This window comes from Collinsella sp. Sow4_D11, from assembly GCF_052116465.1.
Taxonomy (GTDB): domain Bacteria; phylum Actinomycetota; class Coriobacteriia; order Coriobacteriales; family Coriobacteriaceae; genus Collinsella.
On record NZ_JBQKLA010000003.1, the window covers coordinates 52,492 to 74,968 of the forward strand.

Below are 22,477 nucleotides of genomic sequence, written 5' to 3' on the forward strand. Positions count from 1 at the left end.
AAATTTTTATTTCTTTGGCGCGTCGATTTGAACCGTGTTGGGAATAAGCTCAGTCGCGCAGGACCACCAGCCATTTTGCTGGGCAGCCCCGGCAAGCCTTTCGGCCGTGGCGGCGGTGTCGCAAATGGCAAACGAGCAGGCACCCGACCCGCACACGTCCACGGCAACGGTTCCCTCCTGTTCGCTCAGCCAGTCGAGAACCGCCTGGATCTGCGGCTCCATCAAAGCAGAAATGACGCCCAAGTTGTTATGGATGAGCGAATACGCCATCTTCGCATCACTCACGCTAAGAGCCGATGCAATGGCACCGGGCGCAGTCGCGGGCACCGGGGCCTCGTCAAAACGTCGATAGGCCTCAATTGTCGAAACGCTCGCCTCCCGCGGCTTGACCAGCACAACGGGCGTCACAGGAAGCGCGGGGTACTCAGTTGCCAGAACGTCTCCCCCACCCACGTAGAATGCGGGGCTCGCATGCAAAAAGAACGGCACGTCGGCGCCGATGCCACGCGCAATCTCGTCCAGCGCAGGATCAGTGCGGTCGATGCCCCACAGCTCAGCCAGGGCAACGATAACCGCCGCGGCATCCGTCGAGGGGCCGCCCAGGCCGGCGCACAGCGGGATGCGCTTCTCAATCGTCACGCACACGTTTGCCTCGCGCCCGAAATGATCGGCCATGGCGACGGCGGTGCGGTAGGCAGTATTCTTTTGCATGGGAAAATCTGATGCCGGAACCGTCTGGACGGTCAACGCCTGCGCCGGCGTGACCGTCACGGTATCGGCTAGGCCGACAGCTGCCATCAGGGAATCGACTTTGTGGTAGCCGCGGGTATCGCGCTCGGTATGAACCCCCAGGTAGAGGTTAATCTTTGCCGGCGCAGTAAGGATGAGGGACCGATCGGTCACCGTTAATGCTCCTCGAGCTGGTTGCCGAGCGGAGTAAAGATGTGCTCGCCGCTCTCGGGGTCGAACAGTTCAACCTGACCGGTAAGGACGTCGATGTACTGGTAGGACTGACGCGACTTGCGGCCGCGGCGCTCGTCAACCTCGACGATAAAGACAGCCGGGTGGACGCTCTTGATGGTACCCATGCGCTCGACAACGCGGGTACGGCCCATGTTGGCCTTCACCTTGACGCGATCGCCCACCATATCGGTCAGCTTCTCGTGGATGTCGTCGACGTAATTGACTTCCATCTCTTCCATGAACAGGGCCTCCAGAAGGTGCAATTCAAAAAGGGGATAATACCCCTAAGATAGACAAAACTCTAATACTATAGCACCCTGTTACAACCCCACGCAAGTAGCTAATTAGGCTACTTACAGATTGTCGGTATCGAGGACAATGGTGAACGGGCCGTCGTTGACCAGGTCGACTTTCATGTCGGCGCCAAAGATGCCGTGCGCCACGTGGTCGACGTCCTGGGCGACGAGCGTCAGAAAGTACTCATAAAGCTCGTTGGCGACATCGGGCGCGCCAGCATCCGTAAACGACGGACGACGGCCGTGGCGGCAATCGGCAAACAGCGTAAACTGCGACACCACGAGCACCTCGCCGTCGACATCGGCAAGCGCCAAGTTAGTCTTGCCGTTCTCGTCCTCGTTGATACGCAGCCCGCGGAGCTTGCCCCATAGTTTATCGGCCTCGGCACGCGTATCGCCATGGCCCACACCCAGCAATACCAGATAGCCGCGCCCAATGCGGCCCACGCACTCGCCGTCGACCGTCACACCGGCGTTGAGCACGCGCTGCACCACCGCACGCACGGCCTACTCCTCGCCCGTGAGTTTGGCGGACAGGTGCTCGAGTGCATGGAAACGATGGCTGATGGCGTTCTTCTCGTCCGCTGTGAGCTCGGCCATAGTCTTGCCCGGCGTATCGACCGGCAGGAACAGCGGGTCGTAGCCAAAGCCGTGGTCGCCGCGGCCCTCGTGTGCGATAACGCCCTCGCAGGCACCCTCGCCATAGGTGACCAGGCCGTCTTGGTCGATGAGCGCAACGACGCTCATAAAGCGTGCGGTGCGATCCTCGTCTGCCACGCCTTCCAGATTAACGAGAAGCTTGGCATTGTTGGCGGCATCATCGCCGTGTACGCCCGCATAACGCGCGCTATACACACCCGGCTCACCGTCCAGCGCGTCTACGACCAAGCCGGAATCGTCGGCGATGGCCATAAGGCCCGTCTCCTCGACCGCAGCCTGCGCCTTGATGATGGCGTTCTCCAAAAACGTCGTGCCGTTTTCCTCGGGGTCCTCAAAATCGCCCAGCTGGCCGAGCGCCACAAAGCGCACCTCGGGCATGACCGTGCCCAAAATGGCCTCGATCTCGGTGAGCTTATGGGCGTTACCCGTGGCCACAACAATGGTCGCCGCCGGGTCGAGGGTGTCGATGTCAATCTTCTCAAGTGCCATAGCTGGCCTCCTTGTCTCTTATAGCAATGCCGTGTAGAGGACGACGAGGGCCTCGGCCTCTCCCCTCTCAATCAACGGCAGTCTTATACTTCGGCGTTTTCGCAGATTAAACCTGCCAAAATCAACATCCCCTTTTGGCAGGTTAGGCGAGGGCTTGACGCTGAAGCTCGATGAGCTCGGCGATGCCCTTGTCGCCCAGATCGAGCAGGGCGTTGAGACGCTTGCGGTCGAAGGGCGCCTGCTCGCCGGTACCCTGGAGCTCGATCATCTCGCCGGAGTCGGTGGCGACGAGGTTCATGTCGACCTCGGCGTGGCTGTCCTCGGAATAATCCAAGTCGAGCAGGGTGTTGCCGTCGACGACGCCCATGGAAATAGCGGCAACCTGACCGGTAAGCGGAATGCGCTCGAGCTTGCCCGCCTCGACCCACATGGCAAGGGCGTCGTGCAGCGCCACCCAGGCGCCGGTGATGCTCGCCGTACGCGTGCCGCCATCGGCCTGGATCACATCGCAGTCAACGGTAACGGTGTACTCGCCGAGCGCCTTCATATTGACGACGGTGCGCAGGCTGCGGCCGATCAAGCGCTCGATCTCCATGGAACGGCCCTTGCGGTTGGCATGTTCGCGCTTGCAGCGCTTGCCGGTCGACGCCGGCAGCATCGCATATTCCGCCGTTACCCAACCGGCCTTAGCGCCCTTGCGCCAGCCCGGAACGCCCTCCTCGATGGTGGCGGCGCACAGCACGCGCGTGTCGCCAAACTCTGCCAGGCACGAGCCGTGGGCGTGCTTCATGACGCCGCGGGTGAGCTTAACGGGACGCAGCTCGTTTGCGGCGCGGCCGTTGGCGCGGTTGACCTGCATATATTCCATGGAACTATCCTTTCGGCAAAAGAGTGGCGAAGACTCCGGCGACATTGCGTGCCTAACCGAGTTCGTCGATATCGACATGCTCGATGCTTTTGAGCGGCTGGCCAAAGATAAAGCTGCCCGCCACCGCAAACTCGGCAATGTTGTCGGACGTGGTGGCAAAGCGATGCTGCGGCTCGGCGGTGTTGCCCGCCAGCTGCTCACGGCGCGTGAGGATATCGGTCAGCTCGCGGGTGGTCTCCTCGGCGGAGCTCACCACGCGCACCCCGGGCCCCAACGCATGACGGATGGGGCCCACCAGCAGCGGAAAGTGCGTACAGCCGAGCACCACGGTATCGATGCCACGATCGTGCAGTGGCTCGACAGTGGCGTTGACCAGCGCGCGAACGGCTGGCGTATCAAAAATATCCTCGTTCTCGAGCCACTGCTCCTGCAGGTGCGCGCCCGAGGCGAGCTCGTGCTCGACAACCTCGACAAAGCTCGAGGCAGGGCAGCCATACACGTCCACGCCGGCATCCAAGTCCTGGATGGCGCGCGTGTAGGCGCCCGAGCGGATGGTGAGGTTGGTGGCGAGCACGCCCACACGGCGCGTGCGGGTGCTGTTGATGGCGGCACGCGCGCCCGGCGCGATTACGCCAATCACGGGGACATCGAGCACCTGCTGAGCCAGGCGAAGCGCCGCTGCCGTCGCCGTATTGCAGGCGATGACCATGATCTTGACGTCGTGTCTCGAAAGCCAGCGCCCCGCCTGTAGCGCAAACGAGCGTACCTCGTCCTCGGTGCGGGTGCCGTAAGGGCAGCGCTTGGTATCGCCAAAGTAGTAGACGGACTCGTGCGGAAGCGCCGTCGCAATCGCGCGCGCAACCGTCAAGCCGCCCAGACCCGAGTCGAACACGCCGATGGGGCGCGTATCACCGGCCAGATTCTCGATATCGGACATTACCTCACCAGATTCTCTCTCGAAAAGATATGGCCAAGCGTAACGGCACTGCGCTATGAACGGGCCGCGACGAGCAGCTCCGCCGTCGCCGCCCAGCCGTCAACGATCCTGCCGCGCGTGACAAAGGCGTTATCGCAGGACGCAAGAAACTCGGACGCGCCGGCGCTGGTCAGACCGTTCTCGACCAGGCAGAACGTGCCCACGTGGTCGGCCATGTAGAAATCAGACTCGGAATCGCCGAGTGCCAGCGTCTCGTCGCGCTCGATGCCCAGATGCTCGCAGAAACGCGCGACCGCCACGCCCTTGTCGAGACCCGACGGATTGATGTTAAAGGCACGACCGTCCTCGACGCGATCGAGCTCGAGGGTCGTCGGCTTGGACAGATGAGTCAAGTGGCCGTTGCAGGCCCAGACCAGACCGCAGCCGGCCTCGTCGAGGATGGCCTGCGCCTCGTCATCGGGAATATCGCCGCGCATGCCGACGGTGACCTCGCGGTACTTATAGCCAGTCGACATGTCGTTGTGGTACTCGATCTTGTGCGGCCAGCGAGCGAGAATCTTCTCGCACACGCCGGTCTGCTCAATCACCTGGTGCGGCGTAAGGCCGCAGGCGGGGTCGTAAGGCATGTCGCCGGTCAGATACTCCCAGTCGTTGGCCTTGAGGTCGTACATGACCAGGCCACCCATCTCGCCAATGTAGGAGTTGAGGCCGAGCACGCGGGCATCTTCGTGGATCATGGTGCGGTTGCGACCCGAGGTGGGAATTACCTGGATGCCAGCGCGGGCAAGCGCCACGACGGCCTCGACGAGCTTGGTCGAGGGATTGCCGTCGTTGTCGCGCAGCACGCACGAGCCGGGCGCGAGCATCGTGGCGTCCAGATCGGTAAAGACGTACTTGACCTTGGCAAGGCGCTCGCGCATCTCGCCCGAAAGCTCGGCAACGGTCGGCAGGGTGTTGTGGGACATGGTCACTCCATTTATTACGTAGAAAAGACTTAATCTTGGTACCGCGTTTTCCCTAAGGTGAACACGCTTGAGAGACACGGCATCATCGGGCGTCGAGGATCCACAAACGCCATCCTAAAGGCAGCGGCGCTTAGGCGTCGTACGCCGCAAGGATACGTTTGAGAACCGAGCCATCACGCTCGCAGGGCTCGGGTCCGTTCTTGCGCAGCATGCACTCCTCCTCGCCCTTGCCGGTCACGATAACCACAGCGGGGCGGTCGGTCTCGCGCACGGCCGTCTCGATAGCGGCGGCGCGGTCGCACACGATCTGCCAGTTATCGTTTCCCTGCGCCTGGACATTGCGCGCAATCTCGGCGCAGATGTCCTCGACGTCCTCGGGGCCCGGGTCATCCTCGGTAATCACGATGCGATCGGCGTACTTGCCGGCAGCGACACCCATCGTAGTACGGCGATCGACACCCTTGCCTCCCGTTGCACCAAAGACAACCGCCAGCTCGCGCTCGGGATAGTTCTCGCGCAGGTCGCGCAAAAGCGTCTCGAGGCTCATGCCGTTGTGCGCATAGTCAACGACGCCCAAAATCTTGCCCGATGCAGACGGATAGAGCTCCATGCGACCGGGAACAAAGACGCCCTCAAAGCCATGGACGATGCCCTCTTCGGAAATGCCGAGGGCCTCGGCGCAGGCAATCGCGGCAAGCGCATTGGACACGTTGAACTTGACGGGCGTGGGGATCACGATGTCACGCGTAAAGCGCGGCGTGCGGACCGTGGCGATCACGCCGCAATCGCCGTTGCGAATGGCCAACGCACGCACGTCGGCGCGTCCATCGGTCAGCGAGAACGTCACCGTGCGCTCGCAGCGGGACGCCGCCTCGAGCACGCGGTCGACGTGGTCCATATCGAGGTTGACCACGGCAAAGCGGCTCTGCGAAAAAATCTTGAGCTTGCTGGCAAAGTAATCCTCGAGCGTGGGGTGCTCGATCGGCGAGATATGGTCCTCACCGATATTGGTAAAGGCGCCCACTTCAAAGTCAATCTTGCCCGTACGCTCGTATTTGAGGCCCTGGCTCGACGCCTCCATGACCAGCCACGGAGCGCCCGCCTCGGCGGCATGTGCGATACGCGACTGCAAAAGGAAGGACTCGGGGGTCGTTAGCTTAGAAGGACCGGCCTCGATACCGTCATCGAACTCGATACCCGTGTTGAGGGCTGGTCGATGACGGCCCGTGAGCTTAGCCTCGTTGGCAAGAATGCCACGCAGATAAAAGCTGCAGGTCGACTTGCCCTTGGTGCCCGTAAAAGCGCAGACCTTCACCTTGCCCGAGGGATGACCGTAATAGGCGTCCGCCACCACAGCGAGCGTGCGGCGGATATCGTTGACGATCACAGCGGGAATATCGACGTCGTAATCAACCTCGGACACGTACGCCACGGCGCCTTCGGCAATCGCCGAGACCAGATACTCGGGCTTGAACGCACGGCCCTTGCAGACAAACAATGTGCCCGGACGTACCTGGCGCGAGTCGTCGGTCGCAAACTCGATGCGCTGGTCGCAAAGAGTATCCGGCTTGGAAACAACAAGGGCCTCGGCCTCGAGCAGCTCCACATAGCGCATCAAAGCCAGCTTCTCCTTCGTCGTACCCGACATATAACGACCTTTCTCGCTAAACCTAACCTTAAAAGAGCAAAAACCGTCCCAGATGAATCCGGTCGCGCCCCTGTATTATCAACCATCCTAATATGCCACCTGACCTTGCGAGTGTCTCAGCACCCTAAAAACTTGCAAGGACCAGCGCACGGTTAATTCGAAATAACAAAACCCCCGCCCTACAAATGCGCGCGATGCGGGGATGGCCAGTGAGTTTGTCATGTTCTACAAGGACACGTCGCTGCTTTCGAGCGTCGGCGTCATGGAACTCATGCTGTTCTCCAAAAACCTCACGACCACCACGGGCAACATCACACCCTACATTTGCGCCGCACCCTACTATCTGGTTGTGACGGTTCCGCTCATCCACGTCGTCGCCAAGGTAGAGCACCGCCTTGCCAAGCGCGGCAAGCGCTAGCCCCTCTCGCGCTCTCGCACACAGTAATCGTCGCAGTCACGGCCCGCCGCTTCACCCAACGTGCGGGCCGTGGTTTTTCGGTCCCCTCGGCGCTTATGCCCCATCACGAAGCAAAAGATTGGCATGATAGTAAGGATTGATTGATATCGACTGCTGCAAACCTTGCGGCAGCGCACCTAAGCCGTCAGCAGAAAGGATCTTGCATGTGCGGTTTTGTCGGTTTTACCGGTACAGATGAACAGAGTGAGCTGGTTCTCACGGCCATGATGAATCGCATCATCCATCGTGGGCCGGATATGGGTGGCCAGCACATCGTCGATAACGTCGCCCTCGGCTTCCGCCGTCTTTCGATTCTCGACCTTTCCGAGGCTGGCGCTCAGCCCATGTCGAGCGATGACGGCAAGGTCACCATCGTCTTCAACGGCGAGATCTACAACTTCCAGGAGCTTCGCGCCGAGCTCGAGGCTGCCGGCTACGTCTTCCACTGCAACGCCGACACCGAGGTCCTGGTGCACGGCTACGAGGAGTGGGGCGAGGACCTAGTCAACCGCCTGCGCGGCATGTATGCGTTCGTGATTCACGACCAGAACAGGAATAAGCTCTTCGGCGCCCGTGACATCTTTGGCATCAAGCCGTTCTATTACTACCGGGCCTCCGACGGCTCGCTGCTGTTTGGCTCCGAGATCAAGAGCTTCCTGGACCACCCCAAGTTTGAGAAGGCCGTCAACCGCGACGCGCTGCGTCCTTACCTCACGCTGCAGTTCCCTGCCACGGAGGAGACGTTCTTTAAGGGCGTGTTCAAGCTTGCCCCCGCGCATTGCTTTACGTACGACCTTACGACCAACACTATGGACATCAAGCGCTACTGGAGCTGCGACTTTACCGATGACAACTCCAAGAGCTTCGAGGAGTACGTGGACGAGTGCGACAAGGTCGTGCACGAGAGCGTTGCCGCGCACCGCATCGCCGATGTTAAAGTTGGCTCATTCCTCTCCGGCGGCGTCGACTCCAGCTACATTGCCGCCTGCCTCATGCCCGACACCACGTATTCCGTCGGCTTTGACTACAAGAACTTCAACGAGACCAACTATGCCGCCGAGCTTTCCGACAAGCTTGGCATTAAGAACGTGCGCAAGATGATCACCGCCGACGAGTTCTTCGACGCGCTACCCGATATCCAGTACCACATGGACGAGCCACAATCGAACCTCTCCAGCGTGCCGCTGTACTATCTGGCACAGATGGCCGCCGAGGAAGTAACCGTCGTCCTTTCGGGCGAGGGCGCCGACGAGCTGTTTGCCGGCTACGAGTGGTACGAGGACACCCCCGAGATGCGATCCTTCAAGAAGCGCGTGCCGCTCGGCGTGCGCCGTGCCCTGGGCTCGCTCGTTCAGCATCTCCCCTACTTTAAGGGTCACAACTTCCTGACCAAGTGCGCCGAGGTCCCCGAGCGCTGGTACGTGGGCCAGGCAAAGGTGTTCGACCCGTCCGAGGTTGACGAGGTTCTCAAGCCAGCTTACGACACCGGCAAGAACGCCTCCGAAATGTGCGCAGAGTACTACAAGCAGGTCCCCGACTGCTGCGAGCTCTCTAAGAAGCAATACCTGGATATGAACATGTGGCTTCCGGGCGACATTCTGCTCAAGGCAGACAAGATGTGCATGGCGCACTCCCTGGAGCTCCGCGTTCCGTTCCTGGACAAAAAGGTCATGGAGTTCGCCGAGCATATTCCCGCCAACTACCGTGTCAACGAAGAGGGCTGCAAGCTTGTCCTGCGCCACGCCGCCAATCGCACGCTGCCCGATGAGTGGGCAACACGCAAGAAGGTTGGCTTCCCGGTACCAGTTAAGTTCTGGCTGCGCGAGCAGAAATACTACGACTACGTCAAGGAGTACTTCACCGCACCGTGGGCTGCCGATTTCTTTGACACCGATGCGCTCATGAAGCTGCTCGACGATCACTTTGAGGGCCGCGCGCTCAACCAGCGCAAGATCTATACCACGCTGACGTTCCTCATTTGGTACAAGCGCTTCTTTATCGACGAGAACAAGGGCACCGAAGTCGCCGCTTAGATTTCGTTATGAATTAGCGGTGAACCCCGCAGGGTTTCCGCTATACTCAATTCCCGCGGGCGATTGGCGCAACGGTTAGCGCAGGTGCTTTACACGCACAAGGCTGGGGGTTCGAATCCCTCATCGCCCACCACTGAATTGGAAACGGTCCTCGCAAGGGGACCGTTTTTGTTTGCGCCCGGTGCATGGGATTCGAACCCGCAAGGGTGCGGAGCTGAGGAAACGCGAAGCGTTTTCCAGCGCAGCACGCGAGGAGCGGAGCGACGAAGCGGGGCGCGGGCGGCGCCAGCCGCACGCGGACATCCCTCATCGCCCACCACTTGATTGAAAAGGCTCCCAGCGATGGGGGCCTTTCCCTTTTGGGCCCAGTGCAGAGGGATTCGAACCCGCAAGGGTGCGGAGCTGAGGAAACGCGAAGCGTTTTCCAGCGCAGCACGCGAGGAGCGGAGCGACGAAGCGGGGCGCGGGCGGCGCCAGCCGCACGCGGACATCCCTCATCGCCCACCACTTGATTGAAAAGGCTCCCAGCGATGGGGGCCTTTCCCTTTTGGGCCCAGTGCAGAGGGATTCGAACCCGCAAGGGTGCGGAGCTGAGGAAACGCGAAGCGTTTTCCAGCGCAGCACGCGAGGAGCGGAGCGACGAAGCGGAAGCGGGCGGCGCCAGCCGCACGCGGACATCCCTCATCGCCCACCACTGAATTGGAAACGGTCCTCGCAAGGGGACCGTTTTTGTTTGCACACGGCCTATCCCAGCCATGGTAAATCGATAGCAAAACGGGCTCCAGTTTGCCCAATCGTGCGCCAAACGGCACGTGACGGTCTGGAACCCGCTTCAAACTGCTATGTCTGATGGCGCTAAGCTAAAACACCCGCCAGGATCTCGATCAGACCATCCACGTCGGCTTCCTCGCACACGAGCGGCGGCAGAAAGCGCAGTGTATGTGCACCCGTAGCGTTAATCACGGCACCAGCCACCAATGCGCGAGCCACAACGTCGTGCGCATCACCCGCAGCATCGTCCAAATCGCAGCCGAGCATTAGGCCGCGACCACGCACCTCGGTAACATGCGGCAGCTTGGCGAGCCTTGCCTCCATATAGGCACCCACCTTGGCGGCATGTTCTGCGTAGTCACCGCGCACAAGCGCGGAGAGCGTCGCGGCACACGCCGCGATGGCCAAGCAGCTGCCGCCGAAGGTCGAACCATGGTCGCCGGGCTTAAAGATGTCAGCGATTTCTTTCTTTGCCACCACGGCACCCATGGGCACGCCGTCGGCGATGCCCTTGGCAAGACTCATGATATCGGGCTCCACACCATAAGTCTGAAACGCGAACGGCTTGCCGGAGCGGAAAATACCACACTGGACCTCGTCGGCGATAAGCACGGCACCCACCTCGTGTGCCAAGTCGCGCGCCGCCGCCATAAACTCCTCGGTCATGGGATGCACACCGCTTTCGCCCTGGATCGGCTCGAGCATCACAGCGCAAATCTCGCTTCCCAACTGCTTAAAGATTGCGTGTAGTTCATCTACATCGTTGGGTGTGCATGCCACAAAGCCACCCGGCAGCGGGCGGAAACTGTCCTGCAGCCAATCCTGCATGGTCGCCGCAATGGTCTCGAGCGTACGACCATGAAATCCGCCGCGCATACACACGATGGTGTTGCCACCGTTGCCAGCACGTTTGGCATACAGACGCGCGAGCTTCATAGAGCCCTCGTTGGCCTCGGCGCCGGAATTGGCAAAGAACGTCTCCCACACCTGCTCGCCCGCAGCCGGAGCGCCAAGCGCCGCCGCCGTGGTCTCGTCGCCAGCGGCAATCGCGTCGGCAAGCACGCGCGCACCGTCCGCATCGTCGTTGGCGAGCTTGGACAGCAACGCCGCGACCTGGCCGCGCTGCTCAATGTAGAAGTAGTTGGAGACATGCAGGAGCTTTTTGGCCTGGGCCTCGAGCGCCGAGAGCACCGCCGGGTTGCCGTGGCCTAGGCTGCATACGCCAATACCTGCAAGAAAATCGAGATATTCGCGACCGTCGTCGCCGGTGAGCTTCATGCCGTGGCCCTCGACAAACTCGACCGGCGAGCGGCCAAAGGTTTGCATAACGTAGTGGGATTCGAGCGATTGTTGAGCTGCAAGTGACATGAGATGCCTTTCGTTAAGCGCCAGGTGGCGCGGACTGTGGGTGTAACGGTGTGACGATTTCTAACCAGCTAGACCGTCTGGAGCTTCTCGACCTCGTCGAGGTTCTCGGTCAGGCGCGCCGCAAAGGTCGAAAGCGGGTGCGGGTGCGTATCAAATTCGTAGGCCGTCTCGGTAGAGTGGATCACGGTGCCGACGCCGGCATCGGTCAGCAGCTCCAGGAGCAGCGAATGCGGCGTGGTACCGTTAATGATGTGAGCGCGAAATACGCCGCCGACAAGCGCATCGACGGCCGCGCGCAGTTTGGGAATCATGCCCTTATCGACCTCGCCACCGTAGAGCATCTCATTAACCTCGTCGAGCGTTAGGTTGGAGATGAGCGAGTCTTTATCGCTAAAGTCCTTGTACAGGCCGTCGACGTCGGTCAAAAAGATCGCCTTGTGCGCGTGGAGCGCCGCCGCAACGGCACCGGCGGCGGTGTCGGCGTTGATATTGAAGAAGCCACCGTCCTCCCCCGCCGCGACGGTAGCGATGACGGGAATATACTCGCTATCGAGCAAGTTCTCGATGTAGTCGGTGTTGACATGCGTCACTTTGCCCACGCGTCCGAGCTCGGGGTCGAGCGGCTCGGCGATGAGCGTGCCGGCGTCGCTGCCCGATACGCCCACGGCCAAGTTACCGTGGTGGTTGATTGCCGCCACCAGCTCTTGGTTAACCTTGCCGCCCAGCACCTCGCGCACGATATCCATGGTCGCCGGCGTGGTCACGCGCTGACCGTTCTTAAACTCGACGGGCATATCGTAATGGCTCAGCGCCTCGTTGATGGCTTTACCGCCGCCATGCACGATGACGGGGCGCATGCCGATAATCTTGAGCAAAACGATGTCGCTCATCACGTCGCGACGTAGTTGCTCGTCTACCATGGCGGCCCCGCCATACTTGATAACGACCGTCTTGCCGGTCAGGTTTTTAATCCACGGCAGCGCTTCGAACAGCAGCTGCGCAGTTGCTTCGTTGGATTCGCTCGAACGACAATCGCGTGCGAATTTCATAATCTGCCTCGTCTTTCGTATCGTTATCGCGCTGTGCTCCGCTGCCCGCAATCGCGGCGAGATGCGCAGCGTGCCTGGAGTCTAGGAGCGGTAGTCACCATTGATTGAGATGTACTCGTGCGTGAGGTCACAGGTCCACACGGTCGTTGCCGCGTCGCCTGCGCCCAGGTCGGCCGAAATCACGATCTCGGGCGCCTCAAAACGTCGCAGGGCCTCGTCCTCGTCAAAAGGAACAGTCAGGCCATCGCGGCAGACGGGCATGCCCATCATGTCGATGGAAACGTCTTCCTGATTAAACTTTACGCCGCACTTGCCGAGCGCCATGGCAACGCGACCCCAATTGCAGTCGTGGCCAGCGATGCAGGTCTTGACGAGCGGCGAGTTGGCGACGGCACGGGCGGCGATATCGGCTTCCTCGTCGTTGGCGGCGCCGGTGACGTTAACCGTCACGAGCTTTGACGCACCCTCGCCATCGGCCGCGATGTTACGCGCCAGGCTCTCGCACACCTCGTGCACGGCAAAGGCCAGCTCGTCAAAGGCGTCAGTGCCCTCGACGATGGCCTCGGCATCCGCGGCGGCAGCGCCAGAAGCCAGCATGATACAGGTGTCGTTGGTCGAGGTATCGGAATCGACCGTCACTTTATTAAAGGTCTGTTTAACGGTCGAGAGCAGTAGGGTGTGGAGCGCCGCCGACTCGACGGGGGCATCGGTAGTAATGACCGCGATCATGGTGGCCATATTGGGCATGATCATGCCCGATCCCTTGCACATGCCGCCCACCGTATAGGTATTGCCTGCGTGCCCCGCGGCCTCGCTGCGGTAACACACGGCATACTCCTTGGAATGCGTATCGGTCGTCATGATGGCACGGGCTGCATCGGCGCCGCCATGGGCAGAGAGTGCCTCGTAGGCGGACGGAATTGCCGTCTCAAACGTGTCGATCGGCAGAATCTGTCCGATCACGCCCGTGGAGGCAACTAAAATCTGTTGGGGTTCACAGCCAATGACCTGCGAGGCGATATTGCACGTCTCGCGCGCACAGGCAAGGCCGGTCTCGCCCGTGGCGGCGTTCGCGTTGCCGGAGTTGATTGAAACACCGGCGATGATGCCATAGCCCTTGTCCGTACCGCCCAGGTTGGCACGGCTCACCTGCACGGGCGCCGCACAAAAGCGGTTAGTCGTAAACACGCCGGCCCCGGGACAGGGTTTATCGGGCACAACGAGCGCGTAATCCAGGCGCTCGGGATTCTTGCGGAATCCGGCATGGATGCCCGCCGCCTTAAAGCCGGCTGCCGCCGTTACGCCGCCCTCTACGGCACGAATCTTGATATCGAACTGCTCAGCATTCATCGTCTTTACGACTCCTTATGTCAAACAAAAAATGGGCATCGGTTGGTGCGCCATGCCAGCCGCAATCATGAGACCAGCTTAAAAGTGGCGCCAAACTCGATACCCGACTACCAAATCGTTAATAATCGAATGTGCTACACCGGGCACGCCACTGTGGGCAAGCCTCGTCGCTCGTCAAAACCAAAGACGATGTTGGCGCACTGGACCGCCTGGCCCGCAGCACCCTTGCACAAATTGTCGATGGCGCCCGTCGCCACCAGCACGCCCGCACGCTTGTTGAGCGCAAGGCCGATCTGGGCGGCATTGGTACCGACAACCGAAGCCGTCTTGGGCTGCTGGCCGGCATCGAGCACGCGCACAAAGGTACGACCAGCGTAGAACTTCTTGTAATGGTCGACGGCATCCTCAAGAGTCAGCGCTTCGAGAGCCTGCGTTGCGAGCGGCAGCGTCACCGTAGAGAGCAGGCCGCGCTTGAGCGGTGCCAGGTGCGGAGTAAAGACGACGCGATCGGTAAGGCCCAGAATTTGCTCAATTTCTGGCGTATGGCGATGTTTTCCTACGCCATAGGCCTCCAGATTCTCGTCCGCGCTGCAAAAATGGGTGCGGGTGTTGCACGACTTACCGGCACCCGTCACGCCACTGATGGCGTCGACGACTACGGGGCCGCTATGGGCCACCCAGCCCGCACGCACGGCAGGCGCGGCAGCAAGACTCGTTGCGGTGGGATAGCAACCGGCGCAGGCGACCAGCACGGGTCTGCCAGCGGCATGGCTGGATGCAGCGGTCTCTAAGTCCTGGCAGAACAACTCGGGCAGACCGAAGGCACGTGTTTTAAGCAACTCGGGGCTCGTGTGCTCGGCGGCATACCATGTCTCAAAGACAGACGCGTCACTCAGACGGTAATCGGCCGAAAGATCAAAGCAAGAGACACCCGACGCAAGCAGAGCGGGCACCTGTGCCATGGCAGCCGTGTGCGGCACGGCGAGAAAAACCGCATCGCAGCTCTTGAGTTCAGGGGCGTCATGCGTGGTGAAAACCAGATCGCTCACGCCAGCAAAGCTCGGATACACCGCGGACAGCAGCTGGCCGGCATCGGCGTTGGACGTAATGGCAACAAGTTCAAACTCGGGATGGCCGAGCACGAGGCGAATAAGCTCGGCGCCGGCATATCCAGCCGCGCCGACGATTCCAACCTTTAAAGACATATCGGACTCCTTGTCTGCGGTCTTATGCGTCATTGCGCATTCCGCAGCCGTCGTTATGAGGTAGGTTGAAACTTTAGCACCAGAGAATGCATATTTACGCAAATAATTTGTGTCTTCATGCATTGAAACATACCCGACACATTCGCTTGAAGGAATTGACAAAAATAAGCGAGCTCTGCATTAGCCGCAGCGCATCATGCTGCTGGCCAATGCAGAGCCCACCTTATACGGAATACCAAACTTAAGGGTCGCCCAGAGCAGCCTAGAGCTCGACCGAAACCCATTCGTCGTGATTGCAGATAAAAGCCTCGGGGTCCTCGACGCTAAAGAAGACGAGCGTGGGATCGTTAGGCCCCTCATAGTGCTCGCTCAGGCGCTCAAGATGCTTCCACCCGGCCTCGCGCATTTCATCCGAAGCCCGGTCGTCCAGACCCGCACGTCCGCGCAGGATCAACCAACCATGGCCCGGCCACCAACTCGTGGCCTCAAAGCGCTGGTTTTGCAGCAGCTCTTGCCACACATCTTTGGTGCGCGCCGTTACAAACCACAGCTTGCCGTCCTGAATCTGAGCAAACGAGAACGGACGCACATGCGGCTGCCCGTCCACGCTCGTCGCTAGGTACCACGCCGGCACCGACGTCAGATACTCCAGCACCGTATTCAACCCGTCCACGTTTCCTCCTGTCATCTGACCAGTCTTTTTGGAATGGGCAGCTAATTTGGGAAATTAAAGCTCGAGGAGCTCTTCGCTGCCGTCGATATCGCAAAACCGCGCGGCGATGTTGCGGACCGAGAAGAACGCAAGGCGGCCATCGTTGGCACTATCGTGTTGCTCGCCAATGCCCACCATGTGCTTAAAGCCCGTCTGGCGCACCTTGCCACTCACGAATGCATCGTCCTCGAGTGCGGCCTCGCCAGTTAACACGATCCAGCACTCCCCCGGCTTCCAGCCCGATACCTCAAACTTGGGATTCTTGCTCAACTCCGCCCACACGTCCTTGTCGCGCGACGTGCAAAACCACAGCTTGTCGTTATCGACCATGGCAAACGAAAACGGCCTCACGCGGGGCTGATACCCATCGTTTGCATCGGTCGTGGCAAGATACCACGCCGGAATGCGTCTGAGATACGAGCAGACGCGCTCGAGCTGAGCCGTGCGATCGATGTCGGTCATAGAGACCCCTTTCTTGCGCTCGAATCGAGCTTAGACGAGTTGAAGATTGATAACGACAACGCATGCCACCAGCAGCGCCATCGCCACCGCGGCCAGTGCATCCCCGCGGCCAAACGTAAGCGCATGCAGACGCGTGCGTCCCCGCTCGCCGTGATAGCAGCGCGCATCCATGGCGGCCGAAAGCGTCTCGGCATGACGGAACACGCCAGTAAACAGCGGAATCGCCACACTGCCGAGCATGCGCACGCCACCGAGCGGACCGCCCGTCACGCGCGCGCCACGGCTTGCCTGTGCATCGGCCGTCTGTTTCATCTCGGTGGCAAATTGTGGCATAAACCGCAGTGCGATACCCATAATCATGCCGAGCTCGTGCGCCGGAAGCCCCACACGCGCGAATGGTGCGAGCAGGCGCTCAAAACCCGCGGTGAGGTCGAGTGTCGGCGTGGTGAGCGTAATGGCGCTCATGCCGGCCATCATCATCGTCAGACGACACGCCATAAACGTCGCAGAACGCAGCGAGCCCTCGCTCACCTGCAAAAAGCCAAACTGCCACAGGATGCGGCCACCCTGATCGGAAAACAGGTTGAGCACCGCGACCACCACGACAATCGCCAGCAGTGGTGCCATCGACGATAGGACCCGACGCAACGGAACCCGGGCCGCGACATAGACCAGCACGACAAAAATTGCGATCGGAACCAGCCCGCGGAAGCTGCCGACGGTGAGCGCAGTGATCAGAAATGCGAAACCTAGGAGCAACTTAGTGCGCGGATCCAGACGATGCAGCGCGCTTTCCCCCGGATAGTAGCTGCCAAATGAGAATGCCTCCATTAGCAGCCCTCCTCTTGCGTGGCCATCTTGGAACCAGCCTGACGCGACGCCCTCAAAGGTCCGTCCGCGCAGCCTAGCAGCATGCCGGCCAACTCGTCGGCCAGCGACTCAACCGTATAAAGCTTGTCGCAGCGGAGCGGCACACCGGCTTGCACGAGCGACAATGCCATGCGCTGCGCAGCGGGAACACCCAAGCCGATTGATTTAAGCTCATCCGCATGCGCAAAAACCTGAGCGGGCGTGCCCTCGGCAAACACCGTGCCCTCGTTCATCACAACGATACGGTCGCAGCAATTGGCCAGGTCATCCATGCTGTGCGAAACCATGACAACGGTCAGGCCCTCACGATGGAGCCGATCGATGAGCTCCAGGAAATCCCTGCGCGCAGCCGGATCGAGCCCCGCCATGGGCTCGTCGAGCACCAGGACCTCGGGCTCCATGGCGAGCACGCCGGCAAACGCCACGCGGCGCTGCTGACCGCCCGAAAGCTCAAAGGGGCTCTTGTCGCCTATCGCAGTAAGGTCGAGGCCCACGCGCGCAAGCGATGTTGCGACACGGCGAACAACCTCGTCTTGCGGCAGGCCAAGGTTGCGCGGGCCAAACGCCACGTCCTGCGCCACGGTCTCGGCAAATAGCTGGCGCTCAGGATACTGAAACACCACGCCGACCTTGGCCTTAACCGCGGCGGCGCCTTTCTTGCTTGATAGGTCGAGTCCCAGTGCGCAAACGCTCCCCTCCTGTGGACGAATCAGCCCGTTGAGGTGCTGAACCAGCGTTGATTTACCCGAGCCGGTATGACCCGCCAGGCCCAGAAACTCGCCGCGACGCACCGTCAGCGAAACATCACGTAGCGCCCAGGGGCTGTTTGGATCGTTGCCCCAAAGAGCCTGTTTGCCCGATGCGCCCACAGTGGTCGAGCGCTTGCGCCATCGGCGGCGCTCGCGGGCGCTCAGCGAGTAACTATGCGAGAGGTGCGAAATCTCGATGACGGGTTCCGACGCGACCATCCCGTCGGCTGCAGAGGATGCATGGTCAAGCACACGAGAATCGGATGCGGAGGGCCGCCCAGCGACGTCCGCCCCGCTTCGCTCAGCATAAACCTGTGCAATCTCGGCGACCATATCCGCCTCACGCACCTGCGCGCAAACGGGTACGCCCTTCGCGCGGAGTGCCCTACCTAGACAGCACGACGCCGGCATATCCAGGTTGAGCTGGGCAAGTTCGTCCGCCCGCGTCAAGATTTCCTCGGGCGCACCGAGCATGGCAACGCGCCCCGCCCGAAACACTGCGACACGATCGGCCTCGGCGGCCTCTTCCATAACGTGCGTAATCATCACGATGGTCATGCCGCGATCGTGCAACGCGCGGCAGACCTTCATGAGGCCCTTACGTCCACGCGGATCGAGCATCGAAGAAGCCTCGTCCAATATGAGCACGCGCGGTTCCATGGCGAGCACGCCGGCAAGCGCCACGCGCTGCTTTTGGCCGCCCGAAAGTGCATGGGTCTCGTGGCGCTCAAAGCCCACCAGGCCCACACCCTTCAGCGCCTCGCGTACGCGCTGCGCAATTTGCGCCGATGGCACGCCAAGGTTTTCGGGACCAAACGCAACGTCATCTTCGACAAGCGTTGCCACCAGCTGATCATCGGGATTCTGGAACACCATGCCCGCGGTCGAACGAATGTCGTAGACCAACTCGGGATCGGATGCATCCATGCCGTTGATACGCACCGTTCCTGCATCGGGCTGCAGCAGCGCATTCAGATGCTTGGCAAACGTCGACTTGCCCGACCCATTGCCGCCGAGGATGCAGAAAAACTCGCCATCCTCGATGTTCAGATCGATACCGTCGAGCGCCGGCGTGACACCGTCATAGCTAAAGGAAACGCCTCGACAATCAATCATGCGCGGCCTTTGACCTGGTTCTTTTTAGGCGTGATGAGGTTGGAGACCGCCTTGTACACTGCAAGCGTGAGCACCGAGTTGAGCACGGTCTTGATAAGGTTGAACGGCAGCACGGCAGGAACCATGAGCGGAGCGATCGCATCGACCGAGCCATACCAGAACCATACGCCAATGGTAAGGTTTGCGACCATAGACAGCGCCGTAGCGGCAATGACGCCGAACACCAGGCCAATCACAGCACCCTTATAGGTATGCATCTTCTGGTAGACGATAGCCGCGGGCAGAATGTAGCCCAGCGTGGCAACCAGGTTCATAAGCGCACCGACCCAGTCACCCGTGGTGAGCGCGTGAATAACGATAGCCATAGCGGCAACAGCAGTACCGGCGCCGGGACCATACGCAAAACCGCACACCATCGCCGGCACCAGCGACGGGTCGTAGGTCAAAAACGGCGCCGAAGGAAGGATGGGCAGCTGCACGTACATAAACAGGGCGCCCAAGGCGCACATCAGCGCCATGGTAACGAGCTGTTTGGTGCTCCACCTATTCGTGTTCTCAAAATGGATATGCTGCGACTGTTCAGACATAAGATCACCTGCCTCTTTCATCCGGACTCTAACCGTTGGTACTGGGATCTCACCAGTTCAGCCGACATGCGAACCAACGCACGTACGGGTCGCGGACTCATCGGCTCGGACGCAGGTATCTCGCCTGCGCCACGGCACCCCTCTGGCACCGTCCGATTTACCGCCAGTGGGGAATTACACCCCGCCCTGAAACAGCAATTCCAAGTCTAGCACGGGCAGGCTTTCGCGCAAGTATGCCAAAGGTAATTTGTGGTGGGGATCAGTTGCCGCAACAACCACGTTCCCCACCCTCCCCAAAGTAACGCGCTTTTCGCGGCAAAGCCGCGAAACAGCGAAAGGGACACGTACCCCCATCAACCATGTCCTTCTCCGCGAGCCGACCTCAAGGCCGTAAACGTAGGGAATCCGGGGGCGTGACGGGGCTTCTCTCCGGAACATTCCGCAGGACGCAAAGAGGCTCCGCAGCGCGAAGCGCGATGCGGAGCCTCTTTGCATGTCCGAGGACGTTCCGGAGAGAAACCCCGTCACGCCCCCGGATTCCCGGTGGGAGTTCTAGACCTTGTCGGCCTTAGTACATACCGCCGCCCTGCTGACCAGCGGTAGCAGCAGCGATAGCATCCTCAAGCTGAGTGTTCTTGGGCACATCGGAAACCGTGGCCTCGGTGATGAGGATCAGGCTGGCGACAGAAGCAGCGTTCTGCAGGGTGACGCGACTGACCTTGACGGGGTCGAGGACGCCCATCTCAATCATGTCGCCCCACTCGCCGCTGGCAGAGTTGAGACCCTGGCCAGCGGGCAGCTCGGCGACCTTGTCGACCACGACAGCGCCCTCAAAGCCAGCGTTCTTGGCAATGGTTGCGACCGGAGCGGTCAGAGCCTTCTTGACGATGTCGACGCCGATCTTCTCCTCGGGGTCGTCGATCTCGACGGCATCGAGCGCAGGCACAGCGTCCATGAAGGCGACGCCGCCGCCAGCGACAATGCCCTCCTCGACAGCAGCGCGGGTTGCCTGCAGGGCGTCCTCGACGCGGTGCTTGATCTCCTTGAGCTCGGACTCGGTGGCAGCGCCGACCTTGATAACGGCAACGCCACCGGAGAGCTTGGCCAGGCGCTCCTGGAGCTTCTCGCGGTCGAAGTCAGAGGTGGTGTTCTCCATCTCGCCCTTGATCTGAGCAATACGGGCGTCGATGGCCTCCTTGGAGCCAGCGCCGCCGACGATGACGGTGTTGTCCTTGGAGATGGTGACGGACTTAGCGGTACCGAGCATATCGGCGGTGATGTCAGCGACCTTCACGCCCAGCTCGTCCAGAGCAGCCTGACCACCGGTGAGGACGGCGATGTCCTCGAGAATGCGCTTGCGGCGATCGCCGTAGCCCGGAGCCTTGACGGCGCAGACGTTGAGGGCGCCGCGGATCTTGTTGAGGACGAGGGTGGGCAGGGCCTCGCCGTCGATGTCCTCAGCGATGATGAGCAGGCCACGGCCAGCGCGCTGGACAGCCTCGAGAACAGGCATGATGTCCTGGACGCTGGAGATCTTCTGGTCGGTGATGAGGATGTACGGATCCTTCATCACGGCCTCCATGCGGTCGTTGTCCGTGACGAAGTAAGCGGAGACGTAGCCCTTATCGAACTGCATGCCCTCGACGGTGTCGATGGTGATGTCGAACGTCTGGGAATCCTCGACGGTGATGACGCCGTCCTTGCCCACGACTTCCATGGCCTCGGCGATCTTCTCGCCGACCTCGGGGTCACCGGCGGAGATGGTACCGACGGAAGCAATCTGCTCCTTGGTCTCGACCGGCTTGGCCTGCTTCTTCATCTCGGCGACGGCGGCGTTGACGGCCTTGTCGATGCCGCGACGGATGGCCAGCGGGTTGGCGCCAGCGGCGACGTTGCGCAGGCCGTCGTTAACGATGGCCTGAGCGAGCAGGGTTGCGGTGGTGGTGCCGTCACCCACGGTGTCGTTGGTCTTGGTGGCGACCTCCTTCACCAGCTGGGCACCCATGTTCTCGATGTTGTCCTCGAGCTCGATCTCCTTGGCGACGGAAACGCCGTCGTTGGTGATGGTCGGGGCACCGAACGTGCGCTGCAGGGCGACATAGCGACCCTTGGGGCCCATGGTGACGGTAACGGCATCGGCCAGAGTGTTGACGCCCTTGGCGAGCTTAGCGCGGGCATCGGTATTGAACGTAATGTTCTTTGCCATGGTAGGTAATCCTCCAAAAGAAATGTGACTCACGTCGCCGCTTCCGAGTCCTATGCGGCGACCGCGTTCAAAGACGAATCAGAGAGCCTGATGAGACTAGGCCTCTACGACGGCGTAAATGTCGTCGGCGCGCATCAGCAGATACTTCTCGCCGTCGACCTTGACCTCGTTGCCACCGAACTTGCCGTAGATGACAACGTCGCCTTCCTTGACGTCCATGGGGATGCGCTCACCCTTGTCGTTGACCTTGCCAGCGCCAACGGCAATGACGGTGCCGCGCTGCGGCTTCTCCTGAGCGTTGCTGGCGATATACAGACCAGAAGCGGTCTTCTGCTCGGCCTCGTCGGGCTTGACCAGAACACGATCTGCAAGCGGCTTCAAAGACGACATGCTTGTCTCCTCCTTTTTGGGCCGCGTGGATATGCCACGCGAATTAACCCTATTTGTTTGCGTACGCGTTGAATGGTACCCACGAATGGCGGGTTATACAACACAGAGTCAAAAAATCTTATTTTTTGGCACTTAGATTTTCTGAATGCCGGGGGGATAACTTAGAAGTGGCTCCTTGGGCGGACCGGAGGGCATGAAGTTTGCTGCTCTACAGTCCTGCGCAAGACGGAAAGCGCATTAAGTGCCTTCCTTTGCGTGCGGAACTCGCGACAAACCTTATGCCCCGCCCCTCCGGAGCCACACGGGAGCCAAGTTAACTAGTTCGG

21 protein-coding genes, 1 tRNA gene and 1 riboswitch are annotated in these 22,477 nt (G+C 60.7%); of the genes, 3 read left to right on the forward strand and 19 right to left on the reverse strand.

The features are described from left to right. Nucleotides 1-6: 6 nt before the first annotated feature. The 8 genes from ispE to ACTQ40_RS02345 all read right to left on the reverse strand — a co-directional run bounded on the left by ispE (nucleotide 7) and on the right by ACTQ40_RS02345 (nucleotide 6,826). Nucleotides 7-903: a 4-(cytidine 5'-diphospho)-2-C-methyl-D-erythritol kinase gene (ispE, locus tag ACTQ40_RS02310; protein WP_441535959.1), complete on the reverse strand. Its 897-nt coding sequence runs from the start codon at nucleotides 901-903 to the stop codon at nucleotides 7-9. A 2-nt stretch (nucleotides 904-905) separates the two neighbouring features. Continuing rightward, a complete protein-coding gene (locus ACTQ40_RS02315) occupies nucleotides 906-1,202 on the reverse strand; it encodes a Veg family protein (RefSeq protein ID WP_118206416.1) in 297 nt (98 codons plus the stop codon). A gap of 114 nt (nucleotides 1,203-1,316) precedes the next feature. After that, nucleotides 1,317-1,763 carry a D-aminoacyl-tRNA deacylase gene (gene dtd / locus ACTQ40_RS02320; protein WP_117797049.1) on the reverse strand — a complete coding sequence of 149 codons (447 nt, stop codon included), beginning with the start codon at nucleotides 1,761-1,763 and terminating at the stop codon, nucleotides 1,317-1,319. Between the two features lie 3 nt (nucleotides 1,764-1,766). Beyond that, complete coding sequence (gene rdgB, locus ACTQ40_RS02325; protein ID WP_441535958.1) at nucleotides 1,767-2,408, reverse strand: RdgB/HAM1 family non-canonical purine NTP pyrophosphatase; 642 nt, start codon at nucleotides 2,406-2,408, stop codon at nucleotides 1,767-1,769. Nucleotides 2,409-2,550: 142 nt separating this feature from the next. Continuing rightward, nucleotides 2,551-3,276, reverse strand: a complete 726-nt coding sequence (gene rph / locus ACTQ40_RS02330) for a ribonuclease PH (RefSeq protein ID WP_117799672.1) — start codon at nucleotides 3,274-3,276, stop codon at nucleotides 2,551-2,553. A 52-nt stretch (nucleotides 3,277-3,328) separates the two neighbouring features. Then, on the reverse strand, nucleotides 3,329-4,213 hold the full coding sequence (murI, locus tag ACTQ40_RS02335) for a glutamate racemase (protein ID WP_117769301.1): 885 nt from the start codon (nucleotides 4,211-4,213) through the stop codon (nucleotides 3,329-3,331). Nucleotides 4,214-4,266: 53 nt separating this feature from the next. Next, nucleotides 4,267-5,178, reverse strand: a complete 912-nt coding sequence (locus ACTQ40_RS02340) for an HAD family hydrolase (protein WP_427793596.1) — start codon at nucleotides 5,176-5,178, stop codon at nucleotides 4,267-4,269. Nucleotides 5,179-5,308: 130 nt separating this feature from the next. Continuing rightward, nucleotides 5,309-6,826, reverse strand: coding sequence for a Mur ligase family protein (locus tag ACTQ40_RS02345; protein ID WP_441563243.1), 1,518 nt, complete (start codon nucleotides 6,824-6,826; stop codon nucleotides 5,309-5,311). Between the two features lie 202 nt (nucleotides 6,827-7,028). On the opposite strand from ACTQ40_RS02345, the gene ACTQ40_RS02350 reads away from it, so the two are divergent. The 3 genes from ACTQ40_RS02350 to ACTQ40_RS02360 all read left to right on the forward strand — a co-directional run bounded on the left by ACTQ40_RS02350 (nucleotide 7,029) and on the right by ACTQ40_RS02360 (nucleotide 9,449). Continuing rightward, nucleotides 7,029-7,244, forward strand: coding sequence for a hypothetical protein (locus tag ACTQ40_RS02350; protein ID WP_441563244.1), 216 nt, complete (start codon nucleotides 7,029-7,031; stop codon nucleotides 7,242-7,244). Nucleotides 7,245-7,447: 203 nt separating this feature from the next. Then, complete coding sequence (asnB, locus tag ACTQ40_RS02355; protein WP_441042422.1) at nucleotides 7,448-9,316, forward strand: asparagine synthase (glutamine-hydrolyzing); 1,869 nt, start codon at nucleotides 7,448-7,450, stop codon at nucleotides 9,314-9,316. Nucleotides 9,317-9,373: 57 nt separating this feature from the next. Continuing rightward, nucleotides 9,374-9,449, forward strand: a tRNA-Val gene (locus tag ACTQ40_RS02360). 722 nt (nucleotides 9,450-10,171) lie between these two features. Here the strand turns inward: ACTQ40_RS02360 and ACTQ40_RS02365 are convergent. The 11 genes from ACTQ40_RS02365 to groES form a co-directional block, all read right to left on the reverse strand. Next, nucleotides 10,172-11,455 carry an aminotransferase class III-fold pyridoxal phosphate-dependent enzyme gene (locus ACTQ40_RS02365; protein ID WP_441563245.1) on the reverse strand — a complete coding sequence of 428 codons (1,284 nt, stop codon included), beginning with the start codon at nucleotides 11,453-11,455 and terminating at the stop codon, nucleotides 10,172-10,174. Nucleotides 11,456-11,523: 68 nt separating this feature from the next. Next, nucleotides 11,524-12,504: an acetylglutamate kinase gene (gene argB, locus ACTQ40_RS02370; RefSeq protein WP_427718310.1), complete on the reverse strand. Its 981-nt coding sequence runs from the start codon at nucleotides 12,502-12,504 to the stop codon at nucleotides 11,524-11,526. Nucleotides 12,505-12,585: 81 nt separating this feature from the next. Further along, nucleotides 12,586-13,854, reverse strand: a complete 1,269-nt coding sequence (argJ, locus tag ACTQ40_RS02375; protein ID WP_441563246.1) for a bifunctional glutamate N-acetyltransferase/amino-acid acetyltransferase ArgJ — start codon at nucleotides 13,852-13,854, stop codon at nucleotides 12,586-12,588. 134 nt (nucleotides 13,855-13,988) lie between these two features. Then, nucleotides 13,989-15,059: an N-acetyl-gamma-glutamyl-phosphate reductase gene (gene argC / locus ACTQ40_RS02380; RefSeq protein WP_441563247.1), complete on the reverse strand. Its 1,071-nt coding sequence runs from the start codon at nucleotides 15,057-15,059 to the stop codon at nucleotides 13,989-13,991. Between the two features lie 262 nt (nucleotides 15,060-15,321). Beyond that, nucleotides 15,322-15,732, reverse strand: coding sequence for a pyridoxamine 5'-phosphate oxidase family protein (locus ACTQ40_RS02385; protein WP_441563248.1), 411 nt, complete (start codon nucleotides 15,730-15,732; stop codon nucleotides 15,322-15,324). A 54-nt stretch (nucleotides 15,733-15,786) separates the two neighbouring features. Beyond that, nucleotides 15,787-16,233 carry a pyridoxamine 5'-phosphate oxidase family protein gene (locus ACTQ40_RS02390; protein ID WP_441563249.1) on the reverse strand — a complete coding sequence of 149 codons (447 nt, stop codon included), beginning with the start codon at nucleotides 16,231-16,233 and terminating at the stop codon, nucleotides 15,787-15,789. A gap of 30 nt (nucleotides 16,234-16,263) precedes the next feature. After that, nucleotides 16,264-17,064 carry an energy-coupling factor transporter transmembrane component T family protein gene (locus ACTQ40_RS02395; RefSeq protein ID WP_441563250.1) on the reverse strand — a complete coding sequence of 267 codons (801 nt, stop codon included), beginning with the start codon at nucleotides 17,062-17,064 and terminating at the stop codon, nucleotides 16,264-16,266. After that, nucleotides 17,064-18,968 (reverse strand): energy-coupling factor transporter ATPase, encoded by a 1,905-nt coding sequence (locus ACTQ40_RS02400; RefSeq protein ID WP_441563251.1) that lies wholly within the window; start codon nucleotides 18,966-18,968, stop codon nucleotides 17,064-17,066. The genes ACTQ40_RS02395 and ACTQ40_RS02400 overlap by 1 nt, the downstream gene beginning before the upstream one ends. Next, nucleotides 18,965-19,555 (reverse strand): ECF transporter S component, encoded by a 591-nt coding sequence (locus ACTQ40_RS02405; RefSeq protein ID WP_229770605.1) that lies wholly within the window; start codon nucleotides 19,553-19,555, stop codon nucleotides 18,965-18,967. Before ACTQ40_RS02405 ends, ACTQ40_RS02400 begins: the two co-directional genes overlap by 4 nt. Nucleotides 19,556-19,560: 5 nt before the next feature. Continuing rightward, a riboswitch (FMN riboswitch) is annotated at nucleotides 19,561-19,753 on the reverse strand. A 370-nt stretch (nucleotides 19,754-20,123) separates the two neighbouring features. Then, nucleotides 20,124-21,761 carry a chaperonin GroEL gene (gene groL / locus ACTQ40_RS02410; protein ID WP_154514811.1) on the reverse strand — a complete coding sequence of 546 codons (1,638 nt, stop codon included), beginning with the start codon at nucleotides 21,759-21,761 and terminating at the stop codon, nucleotides 20,124-20,126. Nucleotides 21,762-21,857: 96 nt separating this feature from the next. Continuing rightward, nucleotides 21,858-22,151, reverse strand: a complete 294-nt coding sequence (gene groES / locus ACTQ40_RS02415; protein WP_154514813.1) for a co-chaperone GroES — start codon at nucleotides 22,149-22,151, stop codon at nucleotides 21,858-21,860. Between the last annotated feature and the right edge of the window lie 326 nt (nucleotides 22,152-22,477).